Raw genomic sequence first — 17,544 nt, 5'->3', positions numbered from 1 at the left:
TCTCAGTCCCACCCCGCGTCGGGGTCGGCCCGGCCGTTCGCGGCGGCGTCCACCACCGCGATGATCCGGCGTGCTTCGACTTCCTGACCCGCGGCGGTGCCGGTGACGTCGAGCTCGTCACGCGCCTGCTCCCGACGGCAGGCGTACCAGACCTGGAGGATGCCGACGGCCTCGTTCGCCGCGGCACGAAGCTCGGTCCGCGCGAGCAGCCGGCGCGCGGCCTCTTCCGGCCGCGAGCCGGAACCCGGCGCGGGAGCGGTCATGGGCTCGGCAGCCCCCGGTCGGTCGCGGCCGTGCGCCGGCCTTCGTTCGCGCGCGGTTCGACGACATGGGGATTCGCCAGGATGATCGCGGCGATGTCGCGAACCTTCCGGTTGCTGCGCTGGGACAATGCGGTGAGCCAGGCGAACGCCTCGCCGGCGGTGAGGTCGCGGCGGGCCATCACGATCCCCTTGGCCGTGGCGATCGTGTCCCGTGACTCCAGGGCGGCGAGCAGCTGCCGGGCTTCGAGCTCGGCGTGCCGCCAGCGGGCCGCGGTCAGGATCACGCTCGACATCGCGGTGGTGAACACGGCGATCAGCGCGGCGTGCACCGGCTCGAAGGAGCCCCGGCGGCGGCTCCACACGTTGAGCGCGCCCGACAGGTGGTGGTACTGCGCGGCCTCCTGCTCGGCGGCGTTGTCCGCGCGCACGAACAGCGGGCACGAAAGCATCGTTTCGACACCGGCACCGGCCGCGGCACGGGCGAACACGGGCCACCGCCGCCGGGCCTGGTCGAGGTCGGTCCGCACGACCGTCTCGGTGCGCGTGGCCTCGATGCAGGGCCCGTCGCCGAGGGCGTACTGGGCTTCGTCGAGGGCGAGCACGGCCGGCTCGGTCGCCGCGACGGTGGCCGGCACCCCGCCGTCGAACAAGGTGACGCTCGCGGCGTCGGCACCGGGCACCAGCGTCACGCTCCGGGCGGCCATCCGCGCGAGCGTCTCGTCGCGAGGCTGCTCGGCCCGCAACGATTCCGCGAGCTCGAGCAGGGCCACCGACACGTCGTGGACGTGGTCCGTCGTCATGCTTGGTCCGTGCCTTCCGCTGAACTCCGAGGGGTTCCGCGAACGCGGGCTCGTCCCTCACCAAGACCGTACGCGGTGAAGCAACCGGCCGCGCGAGACGGAGGACGCGCCGGACGGTCGGGGTTTCAGCCGCCCGGCAGCGGGCACCCGCCGCGCATGACAGCGTTGCCCGCGCCGCTTTCGCTCTGGGTCGACACCGCTCCGGCACCCGACCGCACCGGCGAGCCGGTGCCCCCGGAGGCCGACGTCGCGGTGCTCGGTGCGGGCATCGCCGGGCTCACCACCGCGCTGCTGCTGGCGCGCGCGGGCCGTTCGGTCGTCGTGCTGGAGGCCGAGCGCGTCGCGGCCGGGGTGTCCGGCCACACCACCGCGAAGGTCAGCGCCCAGCACGGCGCCAAGTACGCGGAGCTGACCTCCCGGCACGGCGCGGCGGCGGCCAAGGTGTACGCCCACTCGCAGGCGGACGCGCTCGAGTGGATCGCCGCGACGTCGGCCGAACTCGCGATCGACTGCGGCTTCACCCGGGCGGACAGCTACGTCTACACGACGCGGCAGCGCACCCTCGACTCGCTGAAGCGGGAGGCGGACGCGGCCGCCGCGGCCGGGCTGCCCGCGTCGTTCGTCGACGACGTCGCGCTCGACGTGCCGGCCCTCGGCGCCGTCCGGACCACCGGGCAGGCGCACTTCCACCCGCGCCGCTGGCTGCTCGGTCTGGCCGGCCAGGTCGAGCGGGCCGGCGGCACCATCGTCGAAAACGCCCGCGCGACGGGCCTGAACGGGCGGACCGTGCGCACCTCGCGCGGCGACGTCGTGGCCGGCGACGTCGTCGTCGCGACGCACTACCCCGTGCTCGACCGCGGCTTGTACTTCGCCCGGCTCGAGCCGGTCCGCGACCTCGTCGTCGCGGGCCCGGCCGCCGGGAACGCCTCGCCCGACGGCATGTTCCTCGATGCGGACACCCACCACTCCGTGCGCGGGTACACCGAGAACGGCACGCCGATGGTCATCGCCGGCGGCGAGCACTACCGCGTCGGGGCGCACGTGCACGTCGAACGCCGGTACCGGCGGCTCGCCGGCTGGGCGGACGCGCACGCGGGCCTGCACCGCGTCACGCACCGCTGGTCCGCGCACGACCTGTCCACTGTGGACAAGCTGCCGTACGTCGGCCGGTACCTGCCGGGGACGCGGAACCTGTGGGTGGCGACCGGGTTCGGCCAGTGGGGCATGACCGGCGGGACGGTGGCCGGGCACGTCCTCGCCGCGCGGATCCTCGGCGAACCGCACCCCGCCGCGGACCTGTACGACCCCAACCGCTTCGACGCCCGTTCGGTGCTCGACCTGGCCGAGGACAACCTCACCGTGGCGAAATACCTGATCGGCGACCACGTCGCCGCACTGCGGCGGACCGCGAAGCTCGACGACCTCGGCCCCGGTGACGCCGAGATCGTGCGCACCGGCGGCGAACTCGTCGCCGCCTACCGCGACGAAGCCGGGCAGCTGCACACCGTCGGAGCGCACTGCACCCACCTCGGCTGCCTCGTCTCGTTCAACGACGCCGAGAAGACGTGGGACTGTCCCTGCCACGGTTCGCGCTTCGGTGTGGACGGCGAAGTCGTGCAGGGACCGGCTGTCCGCCCGCTGCGCCGTGGTGGTTTCGGTGCCGGACCGGGTGGGTAAGATCGTCACGCGAACCACGTCAGCAAGCACACCCCCAGCCGACGCGGCACTCCGCGGCCGCCTCGGCTGAACCCCTTCGGCCCGAGGAAGGACCACGAGGATGAAGCGCGCGCCGCTCGACCGGCTCAGGACCGATCCGGCGTTCCAGGCCGCGCCCGCGCCCTACCTGATCCTCGACCCCGACCTGCGGATCCGCGCCGCGAACCCGGCGTACGCCCAAGCCACGCTGACCAGCGCGGCCGACCTGCACGGGACATACCTGTTCGACGCGTTCCCCGACAACCCGGCCGACCCCGGCGCCGACGGCGTGGCCAACCTGTCCGGCTCGCTGGAGCGCGTTCTCCGCGCCGGGCACCGCCACTACATGGGACTGCAGCGCTACGACGTCCCGGCGCCGGACGACCGCGCGAAGTTCGTGCACAAGGTGTGGGCGCCGGTGAACGTGCCGCTGCGCGACCCGGACAACCGGATCGCCGGCATCCTCCACCACGTCGAAGACGTCACCCACCTCCAGGAAGCCCTCACCGACCCGGTCGACCCCGACGCGGCGCACCGGCGTCCGCTGTACGAAGCCGCGCAGGCACTGGCCCAGCTGCAGGACGCCCACGACGCGGTGCTGCAGGAGAACAGCCACCTGCGCGAGGCCCTGCAGACGCGCGGCCGGATCGAGCAGGCCAAAGGCATCCTGATCGGCCAGCGCGGCTGCAGCGCCGACGAAGCGTTCCAAATCCTCGTCGAGCTTTCCCAGCACTCCAACACGAAACTCCACGAAGTCGCCCAGGCCTTCATCGACGACACCATTTCCGGCGGCTGAGCCGGGCTGGTTCTCGGTCGTGAACTGCGGCAGCGCATTGAGCCGGTACTCGACCCGCCGCAGGTCGTACTCGTTCCGCGGCTCGCACCCGTGAAACCCCCTGGCGGATGCCTCACCAGGGACTCACTCGGGCCGGCGCAGGCCCGCCAGCAGGATGTCCAGGTAACGGCGGCCGGTGGCGGCGCGGTCCGTGGTGTCCAGTCCCGTGTGGACGTTCACCGCGTAGGCGACCCCGCACACCAGGGCCACCAAGTCCACTTCGGACAGTCCAGGATCGATCGCACCGGCCGCCTGGGCACGCGCCAGAAGCCTGCCGAAGCCGGCGTTCAGCTCGCGCTTGAGCTCGGTGGTGCGCGCGAGCGCGTCGGTGGCGGCGGCGAACACCGGCGGTACCGCCGCGTCGGTCAGCTGCACCTGGATCCCCGCGGCCAGGAACTCGCGCAACGCCGACCGCGGATCCGGTGCGGCCAGCGCCTGCTCGGCGCGCTCGGCCAGCTCCTCCAGCGCCGGGGTGGCCACCGTCTCCAGCAGCGCCTCCGGGGTCGGGAAGTGCCGGTAGACCGTGGCCACCCCGATCGACGCCGCCCGGGCGACGTCGTTGAGCTGCAGTGGCCTGCCCTCGTCGACGTAGCGGCGGGCGGTCGCGACGATGCGCTCCCAGTTGCGGGCGGCGTCCTTGCGCAGCGGAGTCGTGGTCACCCCCACAGGATAACCGGATGACTTATCCACCTGTGCTACGGTGAAACGGATAGCTCATCCGTATTCAAGGGGCCTGCCATGCTGACCACCACTCGCGACCACGTCGACGTCGCCGGCGCGACCCGCACCTTCACCACCGTCAGCCCCGACGGCGACGGGACCGGCCGCGCGCTCGTCCTGGTCTTCCACGGTTCCCGCCAGAGCGGCGACAAGCACCGCGCGTTCACCGGACAGGCCTTCGACCGGTTCGCCGCCACCGGCGCCGCGGTCGTCGCCTACCTCGACGGCCACCGCGGGAACTGGAACGACGCCCGCAAGGAAAGCTGGTTCCCCGCCCGGCGCGACGGCGTCGACGACCTCGCCTTCACCCGGGCGGTGATCACCAAGCTGGCCGGGGAACGCGGGATCGACCCGGACCGGGTGTACGCGATCGGCTACTCCAACGGCGGCCAGCTGGTCATGCGGCTCGCCCACGAGACACCCGGGCTCCTCGCCGGCGCAGCGGTGCTCGCCGCCACCATGCCCGCGCCGGAGAACTTCCTCGCCACGGACACCCCGCCCGCGCCGCTGCCCGTGGTGCTCGTCCACGGCACGAAGGACCCGATCATCGCCTACGACGGCGGCACCATGAGCTGGTGGCAGCGGCGGCTGTTCAAGGTCGGCGGGACGAGCTGGTCGGCGCCCCGGACCGCGCGGTACTTCGCCGAACGCAACGGCATCACCGCCGGCCCCGTCGTCACGCGCGAACCGGCCCCGGCCGGCGCCGCCACCGAGGTCGAACGCTCGGACTACCGCGAAGACGGCAAGCCGCCGGTGGTGCTCTACACCATCCACGGCGGCGGGCACACCGTTCCCGGGCCGGCCAAGAACCCCGCGGTACTGGGCAAGACCAGCCGGGAAGCCGACGCCGCCGACCTGATCGGCACCTTCTTCGGCCCGCCGGTGACCGCCGCGGTGAAGTGACCGGCGCCATCTGGACTCTTCGTCCAGATCTTGTACAGTCTGTCTGGTGAGCAGCGAACACCCTTACCCCGCCGCCTTCCGCAGTGGCGACCTCGTCGCCGTGTCCGGCCGGCTCGGCGTCACCGCGACCGGCGCGCCGGCGCCCGGCGGCTTCGACGCCGAATGCCCCCAGGCGTTCGCCAACCTCGACGCCGCCCTGCACTCGGTCGGGGCGAGCCGCGCGGACGTGGTCAAGGTCGTCGTCTACCTGACCGACATCGCCGACCGCGACGGCCTCAACCGCGTCTACGAAGAGTTCTTCGCCGAGCCACGACCCGCTCGCAGCTGTGTCGGGGTCGCGGCGCTGCCCTACGGCGGGGTCGTCGAAGTCGAGGCGCTCGCCCGGGTGCGCGATGTCTGAGCAGGACGCGATCCTCGCCGCGCTGGCCCCGGTCGCCGACGGCATCGCGGCGACGCTGGGCTCGTTCTGCGAAGTCGTCGTGCACGACTTCCGCCGTCCGGAGACGTCGGTGGTGGCGATCGCCGGCTCGGTCACCGAACGCAGCGTCGGCGGCTCGATGAGCGAGATCGGCATGGGCCTGCTGGCGCAGGGCGACGACGCCGAGGACCAGCTGAACTACGTCACGCGCACCGCGTCCGGGAAGCTCGTGAAGTCCTCGACCATGCTGGTGCGCGACAGCGGCGGCACGGTCTTCGGCGCGCTCTGCGTGAACCTCGACGTGACCGCGCTGGGGCAGCTGCGCACCCTCGTCGCCGAGCTCGCCGACGTCGGGACGACCGTGGACGCGCCGACCACGACCTTCGGCGACGACATCGACGCCGTCGTGGACGCGATCGTCGACGAACACCAGCTGCGCCTGAACAAGCCGTGGGCCGCGCTGAGCCGCGACGAGCGCCTCGACCTCTTCCGCAGCCTGCACCGGCGCGGCGTGTTCGCCGTCCGGCGAGCGGTGCCCCAGGTCGCCACCCGGATCGGCATCTCCCGCGCCTCCGCCTACACCTACCTCGCCGAAATCCGCGCCGAAGGAGCCTCATGACCCCGCCCGTGACCCTCGACGACATCCGCGACGCCGCCGCCCGGCTTGCCGGCGTCGCCCACCGGACCCCGGTCGTGCGCTCCCGCACCCTCGACGACCTCGTCGGCGCCGAAGTCCTGCTGAAGTGCGAAAACCTCCAGCGCATCGGGGCGTTCAAGTTCCGCGGCGCGTACAACGCCGCTTCCCGGCTCTCACCCGAACAGCTGGCCAAGGGCATCGCCGCGTACTCCTCGGGCAACCACGCCCAGGCCGTCGCGCTCGCCGCCCGGGAACTGGGGAGCAGCGCGGTCATCCTCGTCCCCGAAGACACCCCGCAGTCCAAAGTGGACGCGACCAGGGGGTACGGCGCCGAGGTCGTCACCTACGACCGGTACACCGGCGACCGCGTCGCACTCGGCGAAGCACTGGCCGCCGAGCGGGGATTGGCCCTGATCCCGCCGTACGAGCACCCGCACGTCATCGCCGGCCAGGGCACCGCGGCGCTGGAACTGCTCGAAGACCACGGTCCGGTGGACACGCTCGTCGTCCCGGTCGGCGGGGGCGGCCTGATCGCGGGCAGTTCGACCGCCGCGAAGGCCTTGCAACCCGGCATCCGCATCGTCGGCGTCGAGCCCGAAGACGGGGACGACACCAAGCGCTCCCTCGACGCGGGCGAACGCGTTTCGATCCCCGTCCCGCGCACCATCGCCGACGGCCAGGCGGCCTCGATTCCGGGCGAGCTGACCTTCTCGATCAACCGTAACCTGGTCGACGACATCGCGCTGGTGTCCGACGACGCGGTGCGCGAGGCGATGCGGTTCGCGTTCGAACGCCTCAAGCTCGTCCTCGAACCCAGTGGCGCGACCGGCCTGGCGGCGGTGCTGAGCGGGCGGGTGGCCGCGTCCGGCCGGGTCGGGGTGATCCTCAGCGGCGGGAACGTCAGCCCGGAGCGCTTCGCCGAACTGATCGCCCGGTAGCGGTGCGGAAAGTACCTTCCGTACCGCTCCCCCGCCGCACGGCGGCGCTAACGTGCAGCAAAGCCCCGCGGGAGGGTCATGCTGGACATCATCGGCCTCCGGGAAACCGACCTGGACGTCTACCAAGCCTTCGCCGGCTCCGGATCGATGACCATCGCCGAACTCCGGGACGCCACCGGGCTTTCCGACGACCAGCTCGGGCCGATCGTCCGGGTCCTCACGCGGAAGGGGCTGCTCGCCCGGCTCCCCGGGACGCCCAAGGCTTACGCCCCTGTGCGGCCGGAGGTCGCGCTCGGCGCCATGCTCGGGCGCAAGCAGCAGGAGCTGGCCGCCGCCCGGTTGGTCAGTGAGCGGCTCGAACAGCGGTTCCGGGAGGCGCCCGCGCAGCATCCCGTCGACCTCGTCGAAGTCGTGCACGGCACCGAGCGCATCGCCGAGCGGGCCGATCAGCTGTTGCGACGGGCCCGGCAAGAGGTCACCTTCGTGGACAAGCCGCCCTACGCGCAGCCGCCCACGGTGTTGCACCCGGCCGAACGCGAGCTGCTCGAACGGGGGGTCCGGTTTCGCGGGGTTTACGACCGGAGTGCGCTCGAGCTGCACGACCTCCCCACCGATCTCGAGGCCGGGCTCGTCCTCGGCGAGGAAGCCCGGGTCGTGCCGGAAGCACCCGTGAAGATGATCCTCGTCGACCGGGAGTTCGGGCTCGTCCCGCTGCGGTCCGACCTGCCCGAAATCCGGACCGCGCTCGTCATCCGGCGGTGTGCCCTCCTCGACGCGCTCGGTGCGCTCTTCGCGCTCCTGTGGCGCGAAGGGCTGCCGCTGCGGTTGCCGGCCGCCGAGCAGCCGGGCGTCCTGTCCTTCGACGACGCCCGGCTGCTCGCCCTGCTCACCACCGGCCTGCCCGACCGCAGCATCGCCAAGCAGCTCGGGATGAGCTACCGGACCTTCCAGCGCCGGCTGCAGAACCTGATGAACCAGCTCGGCGCCGGCACCCGGTTCCAAGCCGGCCTGCAAGCAGCCGCGCGCGGGTGGGTCGCGCTTCCCCGGCCCGACGTCAGGGAGTGAGCGCGTACGCCCGCTGCACCGTCTGCGTGACCGAGTCGCCCGACGCGTCCCGGGCTTCCGTCCGCAGCCAGACGAACCCACCCGAAGGCTGGTTCACCGTCACCGTCCACACCGCGTCGCCGCGCGGCTTGGCCACCGCCGCCGTCCACGTCCGGCCATCGTCCACAGAGGACGACACCTTCAGCTGGGTCACCGGGCCACCGCGCGCGCCGGAATGGGACGCCGCCGCGATGTCGAACGTGAACGCGGGACCCGACGGGGCCCGGTTCGCCGGGTCGAGCGGGATCCGGTAGTCCAGCTGGATCAGCGGCTGGAACGAGCACGCGGCCCCGGCCGGGTAGCACGTGTACCCGGCGGGTGGCGCCGCCGCGGAGCGCGCCGAGGTGAACGTCCACGACGTGTCCGTGCGGGGCGCGCGCTGGAACAGGACCGTGCTGGGCGTGCCCACCCACGCCTGGGCCGGCATCACGTCGGTGACGTCCAGGCGGTAAGTCGCCTGCTCCGGCGCGAGCCGGAACTGCGGGAACAGCGCGAGCGGATCGTCCGCATTGGACCGCGGGACTTCGGCTCCGTCGCGGAACAGGCGCGCCGTCGTCCCCGTGAAGTAGCGGGCGTTCTCGTACGGGCTCGTGTAGTTCGCGCCGTCCGTCCACTGCAGACCCGGGACGAACAGGTCCGGGTCGGTCCCGCCGCGGCACAGCGAGCACAGCACCGTCCAGCCGTTCGCCGTCGCCGGGTAGCGAGCCGGGTGGTCGAGGGGCAGCTCCACCGCCGTACTGTGCAGCGGCGCGCGGAACCAGTGCTCGTCGGGCCGCGTCCGCTCGCCCGGGCGGTAGGCACCCTGGCGGTTCATCGCCAGTGACGCCCGTCTGCCGGTCGCGTCGGTGCCGGACAACGTCACCACGCGCTTCCAGACCAGCCGGTCGTCGCCCGGCCCGGTGTACTCGGTCCACGTGCCCGGCACCGGGATCTTCTCGCCCTGGACCAATTGCGTCTTCCACGAGCCGGTCGGGAAGGCGTACCAGGTCTTCTGCCCGCTCAGGTCCGGGCGGTCGGCGTGGTAGGTCGTCTTCGTCGCGACCAGCGACGACCGGTCGACGCGCCGCGTGAGGTCCTTCGGCACGCCGTTGCGGTCGAAGTAGCTGAGGTTGTACATCGCGTCGGGCACCGCGCGCACCACGAGGTGCACCGACGTCGCCGCGCGCAGCGCCTCGCCTTGGTCGTAGCCCAGGGAAAGCGTCGGCACCACCGTGCTCGTGAGCCCGGGGATCGGCGCCGGACCGGCGTACGGGAGCAGCACCGTCCCGCCCGACGCGGCCACCTGGCGGGCCGCGGCCGACGCGCTCGCGGAGACCGCTTCGGGCGAGCCCGCCGGGATCCGCACGAGCACAGCCTTTCCGCGGACGTCGGCCGCCGCCAGGTTCGCCGCCTCGGCGAACACGAGCGGCAGCGTCCGCTCGCCGGGCAGTTTCGCCGTCAGCGACGGGACGTCGTACGCCGGATCGAGCACGGTCGTTCCCGCACTCAGGAAGACGGCGGCCGACGACAGGACCGCGCTGTCCTGCAACGAGATCGTGCCCGTCGTCGTGGCCGGCGCCGGCGCGACCCGGACGTCCCAAGTGGACCCGCCGGTCGACAGCCCGGCTTCGCCGACGTAGCCGTTCGAGCTCGCGGACGGCGGGATGACCCGCCGCAGCATCACGGTCCGGTCCCGCGGGTCGACGGGCTCGGGCAGGACGAACGTGGCCGGGACGGTGGTCGCCGCGTCCAAGGTGATCTCCGCCGGGCCGGTGACAGCGACGGCGGCCGCGCTGACGCCCGACCAGCGGCGCGCCGCGGCGCCGTTTTCGACGACCCAGCCGAGCGCCGAGTACCGGCCGGCGGGCACGCCGACCCGGCCGATCCCGTCCACCAGGTCGACCTGCTGGCTGACCTGGTCGAGGAAGGGGTCGTTGCGGTTGGCGCTGCCCGCGCTGTCGTCGATCAGCTGCACCGAGGCCAGCGCCGCGGGCGCCCCGGTCGAATCCAGCACCCGCACGGTGACCGGGGCGAGCGCCGCCGCGTTGTACGCGCTCACGGCGGTGCGCACGGCGTCGGAGCCGTCCGCGGTCGTGGCCAGCACCGAGCCGCCGTAGACGCCGGCCGTGCCGTCGTTCGGATCTTCGCTGAGCTCCACGGACTTCGTGGACTTCGGCGGCACGGACAGGGTCGTCCCGGACAGCTTCATCCCCGGGAGCGGCGCGGCCTTGTCGTCCCACGGGCGCACCTGGAGCTTCAGGGTGAGATCGAGGGGTTGGTCGCCGGTGTTGGCGTAGGTCAGCGTCCGCACGACCCGCGCCGCGGCAGTGCGCTCGGTGCGGCCGAAGCTCGCCACCGCCGTGCCGCTCGACTCCTGGGTGACGGCGCGGGCGATGTCGAGCAGCCCGGACCCTTGTTCGTACCACCGCAGGCCGACGTCCTTCGCCGTGCTGACCAGCTCGTTCTTCAGCGCTTCGCCGGACAGCCCCGGCTGCTGCTGGAGCAGGATCGCCGCGGCGCCCGCGACGTGCGGGGTGGCCATCGACGTGCCCGACAACCGCGTGTAGAAGTCGTCGACCGGCTCGCCCAGCTCCGTGCCCGCCGCGCGGGCCGCCGCGATGCCGACCCCCGGCGCGGCGATCTCCGGCTTCACCGCCGCGTCGCGCAGGCGCGGCCCGCGGCTGCTGAACCACGCCAGGGAGTTGTCGCGGTCGAGAGCGCCCACGGTGAGGGCCGACGCCGCCGCGCCCGGGGTCGTGACCGTCCGGTCGCCGGGGCCCGCGTTGCCCGCGGCGACGACGAACAGCGTGCCCTTCTCGGCCGAAAGCGTGTCCAGCTGCTGGCTGAGCGGGTCGTAGCCGTCGCTGACCCCGGCGCCGAGGCTGAGGTTGACGATCTTCGCGCCTTGCGCCACGACCCAGTCGATGCCGGCCATCACCTGCGCGGTGTCGCCTTCGCCCGAGGCGTCGAAGACCTTGGCCACCACCAGTTTCGCGTCCGGCGCGACACCTTTGTAGCGCCCGCCGGAAGCCGCACCGGTGCCCGCGACGATCGACGCGACGTGCGTGCCGTGGCCGTTGCGGTCGACGACGTCGCCTTCCCCGCTGAAGTCCGCGGCGGCGACCGTCTTGCCGGCCAGGTCCGGGTGCTCGGCGTCGATCCCGGTGTCGACGACGGCGACCGTCGTCCCGGCCCCGGTCAAGCCGTGCTGCCACGCGATCGGGGCGCCGACCTGGACGGTGCTCTGGTCCAGCGCCACCCGGACTTTCCGGTCGAGCTGGACCGCCGAAATCCCGCCGGTCAGCGCGGGCCGGCCCGCGGCGTCCCGGGTCACCAGTGCGTGCCAGAAGTCCGCCGCGCCGGCCTTTTCGACCCGGAGCCCGACACCGTTGGCGCTGGTCAGCGGGATTCGGCGGGCGGTGCGCGGGAGGGCTTTCGCCTTCGCGTCCAGCGCCGTCGCGGAGAGCGCGGTCCGGCCGCCGTAGCGGGCGATGACCGGGATCGTCGCGGAGGCCGCGTCGTCCCGGCCGTCACCGACCAGTGCGGTGAGGTTGAACAGGTCGCGGTTCAGCACGCCGGTGGTGATCAGCGGGAGGGCGTCCGAGGGGTAGACGAGCAGGCCTTCGGCGGTGGTGGTGATGGTGAAGGCGGGTTGGGGCCGGTCCGGGCGCGACGCCGGCTCGACCTGGGCGGTGCGGTGCCCCGCGTTGTCTTGTTCGTAGGTCACGACGTCGCCGGTGAGCAGCGTGACGCGGTGGAGGTCGGGCGGTGTGGCGGCTTTTGCTTCGGCTTCGGGCACGGGCAGCAGGGACAGGACGATCGCGGCGACGACGGCCAGGTGAAGCCGCTTCGGCCGGTGAGGGGGACGCGGGGACATCGGGACCTCACTCTCCTCGGATGCCAGGCGGCGGCCGTGGAGCACGGCCGCCGCGAGGGTTTTTCCGAGGATGAGCGAGGTTTTGCCAGAAAGACACGGGTTCGGCTGGCGGGGTGTCGCCATCGGCGACATCCCGCCAAGGGGAAGGCCCGGGCCGAGTGGGACGGCCCGGGCCTCCCGGGGTGCGACCGGACCGGAGCGGCGCTCGGACGGCCCGGCCGCGGCGGGCGCTCCGCCGCGCCTGGCGGATGCCGCACGCGAGGGGAACGGCGGCCGCGGGCGGGGCGCCCGTCGGGGCGGGGTACCCGCCAGGGCGGGAGCGCCCGCCGGGCCGGGGTACCCGCCGGGCGGAAGCGTCCGTCTTGGCGGGGTACCCGCCAGGCGGGAGCGCCCGCCGGGGCGCGAGCGCCCGCCGGATGGAGTGCGGCCGGGCCGTGAGGGCCACGCCCCCGTCACGACCCGGCCGCGGCAGGGGTCCCGCCGCCAGAGGAGACTCTCGCCGAGCGGGCGGCCGGACCCGAGATCGCGGTTGCCCGGCCGCGGCAGGGCGATCCGCCCCGTCGGGACTTCCGCCAGGCGAGTGGCCGGACCCGCGACCGCAGTTCCCTGGGCCCTGCCGGGAAATTGGCCGGCCCGACCGCGAGCAGCGGCTCGCGGCGCAGGCAAAGCCGCCCGGCCGGCCCGACCGCGAGCAGCGGCTCCCGGCGCAGGCACTCACGACCCAGCCCCGGCTAAGCCGCCCGGCCGACCCGCGGCCGGGCTCGGCATTCCGGTGGAACAAAGCTCCGCGACCGCGAGGCTCCCCACCCGGCCGAGGCAGCGGAATCAGCCGGACGAGGCCCTCCCAGGCGGGCCGCCAAGGTCCGGCATCCACCCGACCAGGCGACCCGCCCGGGCGCCGGCACTCACGAGCCGGCCGCCGCGGGGGCGAAGGTCAGTTCTCCATGCCCGGCGTGCGCTGGTGCAGGGAGAAGTCGATGCGGTTGTTGTCGGTGTCCGTGCTCAGGATGTCGCGGGCGCTGGCCCCCGCGAGCTGCTCGGTCGTCGCCGTCTCCGGGACCGCCGCCTGGCCTTCGCGCGGGGTGAACGCCGACGTGCTGAACGCGACGCCGTCGACCTTCGCGCCCGTCTGGCTGAACACCGCGACGCCGCCGCTCGACGGGATGCCTTCCACCGTCGAGAGGAAGAACGGGACCACGTTGGTCTGGTCGGTGATCGTACCGGAGAAGTTCTGGCCGGTCAGGACCACGAACTGGCCGGGGTTGCCCTTCGGCTGCAGCACCGTGCCCGCCGGCAGCGCGATCGTGTCCAGCACCGCGTTGCCCGGGCCGTACACGCGGATCGTGTAGCCGGTCAGGTCCTGCGCGCGGTTCGAGACGTTGCGGATCTCGATGAACTCGTCGGTCGTGCCGTTCGGGCCGCGGGTCGAGAGCTCGTTGATCACCACCGACGACGAAACGGCAGGCTGCTCTTCGGTCGCGGCGGCCACACCGCCGGCCGCGAGGCCCGCTACCGAGGCCAGGATTGCCGAGCAAGCCAGAAGACGACGCATGATCGAATCCTTTCGGGGAGGAATTGAGAATACCGCTGTCCACCATTCCGGAACTGTTTTCGGTCGGTGGCCGGACCAGTATCCAAGGAAGATCGACGCGACCGGAAGGGGCCAGTTATCCGGTACTTTCAGCCAGCCGGCGCTGCCGCCGGGTCACCGCCGCAGCGAGTTCCAGCTCCGCGCACGGGGTTTCCAGCACCCGGCTGAGCCAGCTCCGCCAGTACGGGCCAGGGATCCGCTTTCCCCGCTCCCAGCGGGAAATCTCCTCCCGGGTGACGCTGTCGTTGCCGGACATCGCGTGCAGCCGGGCCGCCAGGTCGTCCTGGGACCAGCCCCGCGCCGTCCGTCGCTCGGCCAGCAGTTCGCACATCGAATCGAACGACGTTCTTTCCCCGCGCCTGCTTTTTGCGGGCACCACGAACACCCCTTTCTCCTGATTTCGGATGAATTCAGATCCTCGCGCGCACGCAGCTGAAGTCGGCGAGGTTGTCGTCGGTGTCACGGCTCGCCGCGTCCCGCGATTCCGCGAGCCCGGGGCACGCCGTCGCCGCTTGCCGCTCCCGGCACGGTGACGACGCCGTCCAGCCGACGGCGTCGGCTCGCGCCCGGCGCTGGTCCAGCAGCATTTCGCCGTCGCCCGGCACCTCCGGCACGACGAGCTGCGCCGCGTCCGTGCCGCCGAAGCCCGCCGCGGCGATGAGGAAGTGGCCGCCGGCGGGGAGTTCCGCGCCCGCCGGCAGCAGCGCCAGCTCGACCGGCGCCGGGCTGCCCGTGCACGAGCGCACGGACCAGCCGCCGAGGTCCACGTCCGCGGCGCCGACGTTGTGCAGGACGAGGTACCCGGCCGTGCCGGTCAGCACCTCGTGGATCTTGACCAGCGGCCCCGCGGCGGGTGGCGCCGGGAGCCCGCCGAGCGCGAGCGAAAGAGCCAGCGCGCCTCGCGCGATCACGGAACCGGCCTCCCGGGGGAACGGCTGCTTCGCCGACGCCGAAGTGCTCACTCCGGCCACACTAGGAAAAAGATCTCCGGGTCACAGGGACCGGCCGGTACCGAACCTCGGCCGCGAGGGGTACTCCCGGTACCGCCGGTACCGCGCCCGGGTCAACCGTCGGCACCCGGCGGGCGGAACGGCGTCGCGCAGGGCACCGGGCCGGCCCCGGAGGCCAGCGAGTGCACCAGCTCCCGCCGGCTCGAAAACCCGAGCTTCTGCAGGATCCGGCTGGCGTAGTTCTTCACCGTCTGCCGGGCCAGGTGCAGCTCGCCGGCGATCTCGTCGTTCGACCACCGGCAGAGCATCAGTGCGAGGATGTCCTCCTCCCGCTTGGTCATCGCGGCGGTGTGGGGCACGGCCCCGGCGAGCAGCGGCGCCGCCTGCCCGGCCGGCACCCACACCCGGCTGCCCGCGAGCGTGGCCCGCACCGCGGCCATCAGCCGCGTGCCGCTGACCGACTTGTGCACGAAGCTGTCGGCGCCGGCGTTCAGGGCTGTCGCGACGGCCGCGGGCGAGGCGTCGCCGGCGAACACGAGCACGGCCGTGCGGTCGAGGCGTTCCTTCGCGAACTGGCAGATGCCCGCCCCCGCCGGCTCCCCGGCGAGCGACAGCTCGGTGATGACCAGGTCGGGGTGCGTGGTTTCGCAGTGCCGCAACGCTTCTCGCTCGGAGCCGGCTTCGGTGACGTCGCGGACCCCGGCGTAGTCCCGCAGCAGCTGCCGGAGCGCATACCGGAGCACGGGCTGGTCGTCCACCACGAGCGTCGTGACGCAGTGCATGGTTCCCCTTGGTGTCTCGTCCGGCTCCGGCCGGGTGCGATCCTGCCGCTTCCGCCGCCGGACGCAGACCGTCATCCGGGTGATACGCCGCGTTCACACGCCGAACGGATCCCTCACGCGGGGGTGCACACGTCCAGTGCCGTGACGGCCTCGTCCAAGTGCTGCCGCAGCATCGGCGCCGTGCGGTCGGCCAGCGCCTTGACCTCGGGCGACCACCCCTGCCGCGTTTCCCGGTCGGCCGAGGCGAGCGCCGCCACGTGCGCGCCGATCTGGTCGCGCAGCCAGGCGGCGTCGAAGTCCGGGCCCGAGCGGGCCGCGAGGTCGGCGATCCGGTCGAGCCTGCCGGGGTCGGGCACGGAGTACAGCGTGACCGACTCCCGGGTCGCGACGCCGATCAGGTCGGCGTCGGAATCCGTGTGGTGGGCGGCGAACCGGGGCCCGAGTTCCCGCACGGCCGCGCAGCTGCCCCGTTCCGCCAGCCGTCCGGTGACGATCTCGGCCAAGTTGTCCTGGTGCGCCCGGTTCAGGTACTCGCGGTCCTCCACGGACACGTCGGCGGGCACCGGGGCGGCGGCGGCCGGCGCCACCGGCAGCAGGACGCCGAGCACCGCGGCCACCGCCAAGACGGACCGAGCTTTCATGTCGTTCTCCCTGGGTCGGGGGCAGGCCGGGGCCGATCGTCGATGATCGTCGCGGCACCGGCAATCCGAGGAACGAAAGCCGACATCCGATTTGCGGCCACGCCCCAGAAACGCAACTCCCGCGAACGGCGCAAAGATCACCTGCGAATGCCGTCGTCCCTGATGATGAATCACCACCGAGGAGCGGCGGAGGACCGTTTTTCCGGTATCGTCGCCCCGCCGTCCACCGACCGCGAATCCCCCAGGAGACCGCGTGAACTCTGCTGTCCAGGCCCGCTGCCGACGCCCGGATCCGGCCGCCATCGTCCTCGCGCAGCAAGTGCTCCTGCGGTTCGGCACCGGAGACTTCGCGGGCGTCGCGCAATTGCTCGCGCCGCGCGTCGAATGGCGTGGACCGACCCCGGAGAAACCCGGCGGAACCTGCGTGGTCTGCACCCGGCGGCAGGTCGAGTCGTTCCTTTCGGCGTTCGATTCCGCGCTGACCGTCGCCGGGCTCAGCGTGGGCCGCTGGGTCTGCGAGGACGACACCGTCGTGGTGCTGGGCCGGATCCGCTGCCAGGCCAAGACCGGCGGCGCCGAAACCGCCTACGAGTTCGCCGTGTCCCTCACCGCCGGGGCGGGCCTCGTCGACTCGTGCTGGCTGCTCGCGCACCCGGCGGGCCCCGCGGCGTGAGCGGCACCGCTCGCGGCCGCCGGACGCGGGAGGAGCTCGTCGACGCCGCCGCCGCGATCTTCGACCGGCTCGGCTTCGCGGGCACCACGCTGGAGACGGTGTGCGCGGAGGCCGAGGTGACGAAAGGCGCGCTGTACTGCCACTTCCCGTCCAAGGCGGCGCTGGCCGCCGCGGTCGTGGAGCGGTACTGCCCGCTGTGGTGGGAGCTGACGGCGCGGCTCTCCGCGCGGCAGTCCAGCCCGGTGCAGGTGCTCGTCGGGCTGACGTTCGAGGTCGCCCGCCGGCTGCAGCACGATCCCCGCTACCGGGCGAGCGTCCGCCTGCCGCTGCACGCCGAGCTCGCGGACGTGCTCGCGCCCGCGCACTTCCTCGGCTGGCTGGCCGTGGTGCGCGAGCTGCTGCGCCGCGCCCGGCACGCGGGTGAACTGCGGGACGGCGTCGACGTGCGGGCGGCCGCCGAGAGCACCGTCGCCGAGTTCGCCGGCACCCACCTGCTCGCGCGGGCGACGGCCGGCGAGCCTGACCTCGCCGGCCGCGTCCGCGCGATGTGGCGGCAGCGCCTGCCCGGGCTCGTCGAACCCGGCACGTCGGCGCGGGTGCGCCTGGAGCCACCGGAGCCGGGGTGACCGTCGAGGGGCACCGCTCTCCTGGTGGTCACCTTGTCGTGGGGGGTTTTTGGGGGTTGTACCCCACAAAACACACAACACGCAAGGGGGCCGGACCGGGGCGGCGCCCCCC

At 73.1% G+C, this 17,544-nt stretch carries 18 protein-coding genes; 9 read left to right on the top strand and 9 right to left on the bottom strand.

Going from position 1 to position 17,544, the window contains the following annotated elements:
• Positions 1-2: 2 nt before the first annotated feature.
• Positions 3-263, bottom strand: coding sequence for a hypothetical protein (locus tag SD460_RS20910; RefSeq protein ID WP_290056841.1), 261 nt, complete (start codon positions 261-263; stop codon positions 3-5).
• Positions 260-1,063: a GAF and ANTAR domain-containing protein gene (locus SD460_RS20905; RefSeq protein ID WP_290056840.1), complete on the bottom strand. Its 804-nt coding sequence runs from the start codon at positions 1,061-1,063 to the stop codon at positions 260-262. The genes SD460_RS20910 and SD460_RS20905 overlap by 4 nt, the downstream gene beginning before the upstream one ends.
• Before the next feature lie 156 nt (positions 1,064-1,219).
• Between SD460_RS20905 and SD460_RS20900 the strand changes: the two genes are divergently transcribed.
• Positions 1,220-2,740, top strand: coding sequence for an FAD-dependent oxidoreductase (locus SD460_RS20900; protein ID WP_290056838.1), 1,521 nt, complete (start codon positions 1,220-1,222; stop codon positions 2,738-2,740).
• Between the two features lie 100 nt (positions 2,741-2,840).
• Positions 2,841-3,554 carry an ANTAR domain-containing protein gene (locus SD460_RS20895; protein WP_290056837.1) on the top strand — a complete coding sequence of 238 codons (714 nt, stop codon included), beginning with the start codon at positions 2,841-2,843 and terminating at the stop codon, positions 3,552-3,554.
• Between the two features lie 123 nt (positions 3,555-3,677).
• On the opposite strand, the gene SD460_RS20890 is transcribed toward SD460_RS20895, so the two are convergent.
• On the bottom strand, positions 3,678-4,253 hold the full coding sequence (locus tag SD460_RS20890; RefSeq protein WP_290056835.1) for a TetR/AcrR family transcriptional regulator: 576 nt from the start codon (positions 4,251-4,253) through the stop codon (positions 3,678-3,680).
• 78 nt (positions 4,254-4,331) lie between these two features.
• On the opposite strand from SD460_RS20890, the gene SD460_RS20885 reads away from it, so the two are divergent.
• The 5 genes from SD460_RS20885 (at position 4,332) to SD460_RS20865 (ending at position 8,274) form a co-directional block, all read left to right on the top strand.
• The gene (locus SD460_RS20885) at positions 4,332-5,216 is read left to right on the top strand and encodes a CE1 family esterase (protein ID WP_290056833.1); all 885 of its coding nucleotides are present in this window, start codon (positions 4,332-4,334) and stop codon (positions 5,214-5,216) included.
• A gap of 46 nt (positions 5,217-5,262) precedes the next feature.
• On the top strand, positions 5,263-5,616 hold the full coding sequence (locus tag SD460_RS20880; protein ID WP_290056832.1) for a RidA family protein: 354 nt from the start codon (positions 5,263-5,265) through the stop codon (positions 5,614-5,616).
• Positions 5,609-6,253 carry a helix-turn-helix transcriptional regulator gene (locus SD460_RS20875; RefSeq protein ID WP_290056830.1) on the top strand — a complete coding sequence of 215 codons (645 nt, stop codon included), beginning with the start codon at positions 5,609-5,611 and terminating at the stop codon, positions 6,251-6,253. The genes SD460_RS20880 and SD460_RS20875 overlap by 8 nt, the downstream gene beginning before the upstream one ends.
• Positions 6,250-7,209 carry a threonine ammonia-lyase gene (locus SD460_RS20870; protein ID WP_290056829.1) on the top strand — a complete coding sequence of 320 codons (960 nt, stop codon included), beginning with the start codon at positions 6,250-6,252 and terminating at the stop codon, positions 7,207-7,209. The genes SD460_RS20875 and SD460_RS20870 overlap by 4 nt, the downstream gene beginning before the upstream one ends.
• 78 nt (positions 7,210-7,287) lie before the next feature.
• Positions 7,288-8,274, top strand: coding sequence for a helix-turn-helix domain-containing protein (locus tag SD460_RS20865; protein ID WP_290056827.1), 987 nt, complete (start codon positions 7,288-7,290; stop codon positions 8,272-8,274).
• On the opposite strand, the gene SD460_RS20860 is transcribed toward SD460_RS20865, so the two are convergent.
• From SD460_RS20860 to SD460_RS20835, 6 genes are all read right to left on the bottom strand, one after another.
• Positions 8,264-12,169, bottom strand: a complete 3,906-nt coding sequence (locus SD460_RS20860) for a S8 family peptidase (RefSeq protein ID WP_318306580.1) — start codon at positions 12,167-12,169, stop codon at positions 8,264-8,266. The genes SD460_RS20865 and SD460_RS20860 overlap by 11 nt on opposite strands.
• A 934-nt stretch (positions 12,170-13,103) precedes the next feature.
• Positions 13,104-13,721 carry a lamin tail domain-containing protein gene (locus SD460_RS20855; RefSeq protein ID WP_290061453.1) on the bottom strand — a complete coding sequence of 206 codons (618 nt, stop codon included), beginning with the start codon at positions 13,719-13,721 and terminating at the stop codon, positions 13,104-13,106.
• Between the two features lie 115 nt (positions 13,722-13,836).
• Positions 13,837-14,091 carry a helix-turn-helix transcriptional regulator gene (locus tag SD460_RS20850; RefSeq protein ID WP_290061455.1) on the bottom strand — a complete coding sequence of 85 codons (255 nt, stop codon included), beginning with the start codon at positions 14,089-14,091 and terminating at the stop codon, positions 13,837-13,839.
• Between the two features lie 79 nt (positions 14,092-14,170).
• A complete protein-coding gene (locus SD460_RS20845; RefSeq protein ID WP_290061458.1) occupies positions 14,171-14,722 on the bottom strand; it encodes a lamin tail domain-containing protein in 552 nt (183 codons plus the stop codon).
• A 101-nt stretch (positions 14,723-14,823) separates the two neighbouring features.
• Positions 14,824-15,492 (bottom strand): response regulator, encoded by a 669-nt coding sequence (locus SD460_RS20840; RefSeq protein ID WP_290061461.1) that lies wholly within the window; start codon positions 15,490-15,492, stop codon positions 14,824-14,826.
• Between the two features lie 113 nt (positions 15,493-15,605).
• Entirely contained in the window at positions 15,606-16,133 is a 528-nt protein-coding gene (locus tag SD460_RS20835; RefSeq protein ID WP_290061464.1) for a DUF4142 domain-containing protein, read from the bottom strand.
• A gap of 253 nt (positions 16,134-16,386) precedes the next feature.
• On the opposite strand from SD460_RS20835, the gene SD460_RS20830 reads away from it, so the two are divergent.
• Together SD460_RS20830 and SD460_RS20825 are read left to right on the top strand one after the other, a co-directional pair.
• Positions 16,387-16,806 (top strand): nuclear transport factor 2 family protein, encoded by a 420-nt coding sequence (locus tag SD460_RS20830; RefSeq protein ID WP_290061467.1) that lies wholly within the window; start codon positions 16,387-16,389, stop codon positions 16,804-16,806.
• A complete protein-coding gene (locus SD460_RS20825; RefSeq protein WP_290061470.1) occupies positions 16,803-17,432 on the top strand; it encodes a ScbR family autoregulator-binding transcription factor in 630 nt (209 codons plus the stop codon). Before SD460_RS20830 ends, SD460_RS20825 begins: the two co-directional genes overlap by 4 nt.
• Positions 17,433-17,544: the final 112 nt, after the last annotated feature.

This window comes from Amycolatopsis solani (genome assembly GCF_033441515.1).
GTDB classification, from domain to species: domain Bacteria; phylum Actinomycetota; class Actinomycetes; order Mycobacteriales; family Pseudonocardiaceae; genus Amycolatopsis; species Amycolatopsis solani.
The sequence above is the reverse complement of the archived record's forward strand: the minus strand, read 5'-3'. Positions and strand labels throughout refer to the sequence as shown.

What these genes read in the sequence shown, in the direction of transcription:
- SD460_RS20910 (WP_290056841.1), bottom strand. Translation starts at nt 263, where the DNA reads ATGACCGCTCCCGCGCCGGGTTCCGGCTCGCGGCCGGAAGAGGCCGCG.
- SD460_RS20855 (WP_290061453.1), bottom strand. Translation starts at nt 13,721, where the DNA reads ATGCGTCGTCTTCTGGCTTGCTCGGCAATCCTGGCCTCGGTAGCGGGC.
- SD460_RS20865 (WP_290056827.1), top strand. Translation starts at nt 7,288, where the DNA reads ATGCTGGACATCATCGGCCTCCGGGAAACCGACCTGGACGTCTACCAA.
- SD460_RS20900 (WP_290056838.1), top strand. Translation starts at nt 1,220, where the DNA reads ATGACAGCGTTGCCCGCGCCGCTTTCGCTCTGGGTCGACACCGCTCCG.
- SD460_RS20840 (WP_290061461.1), bottom strand. Translation starts at nt 15,492, where the DNA reads ATGCACTGCGTCACGACGCTCGTGGTGGACGACCAGCCCGTGCTCCGG.
- SD460_RS20870 (WP_290056829.1), top strand. Translation starts at nt 6,250, where the DNA reads ATGACCCCGCCCGTGACCCTCGACGACATCCGCGACGCCGCCGCCCGG.
- SD460_RS20860 (WP_318306580.1), bottom strand. Translation starts at nt 12,169, where the DNA reads ATGTCCCCGCGTCCCCCTCACCGGCCGAAGCGGCTTCACCTGGCCGTC.
- SD460_RS20850 (WP_290061455.1), bottom strand. Translation starts at nt 14,091, where the DNA reads ATGTGCGAACTGCTGGCCGAGCGACGGACGGCGCGGGGCTGGTCCCAG.
- SD460_RS20875 (WP_290056830.1), top strand. Translation starts at nt 5,609, where the DNA reads ATGTCTGAGCAGGACGCGATCCTCGCCGCGCTGGCCCCGGTCGCCGAC.
- SD460_RS20885 (WP_290056833.1), top strand. Translation starts at nt 4,332, where the DNA reads ATGCTGACCACCACTCGCGACCACGTCGACGTCGCCGGCGCGACCCGC.
- SD460_RS20895 (WP_290056837.1), top strand. Translation starts at nt 2,841, where the DNA reads ATGAAGCGCGCGCCGCTCGACCGGCTCAGGACCGATCCGGCGTTCCAG.
- SD460_RS20835 (WP_290061464.1), bottom strand. Translation starts at nt 16,133, where the DNA reads ATGAAAGCTCGGTCCGTCTTGGCGGTGGCCGCGGTGCTCGGCGTCCTG.
- SD460_RS20905 (WP_290056840.1), bottom strand. Translation starts at nt 1,063, where the DNA reads ATGACGACGGACCACGTCCACGACGTGTCGGTGGCCCTGCTCGAGCTC.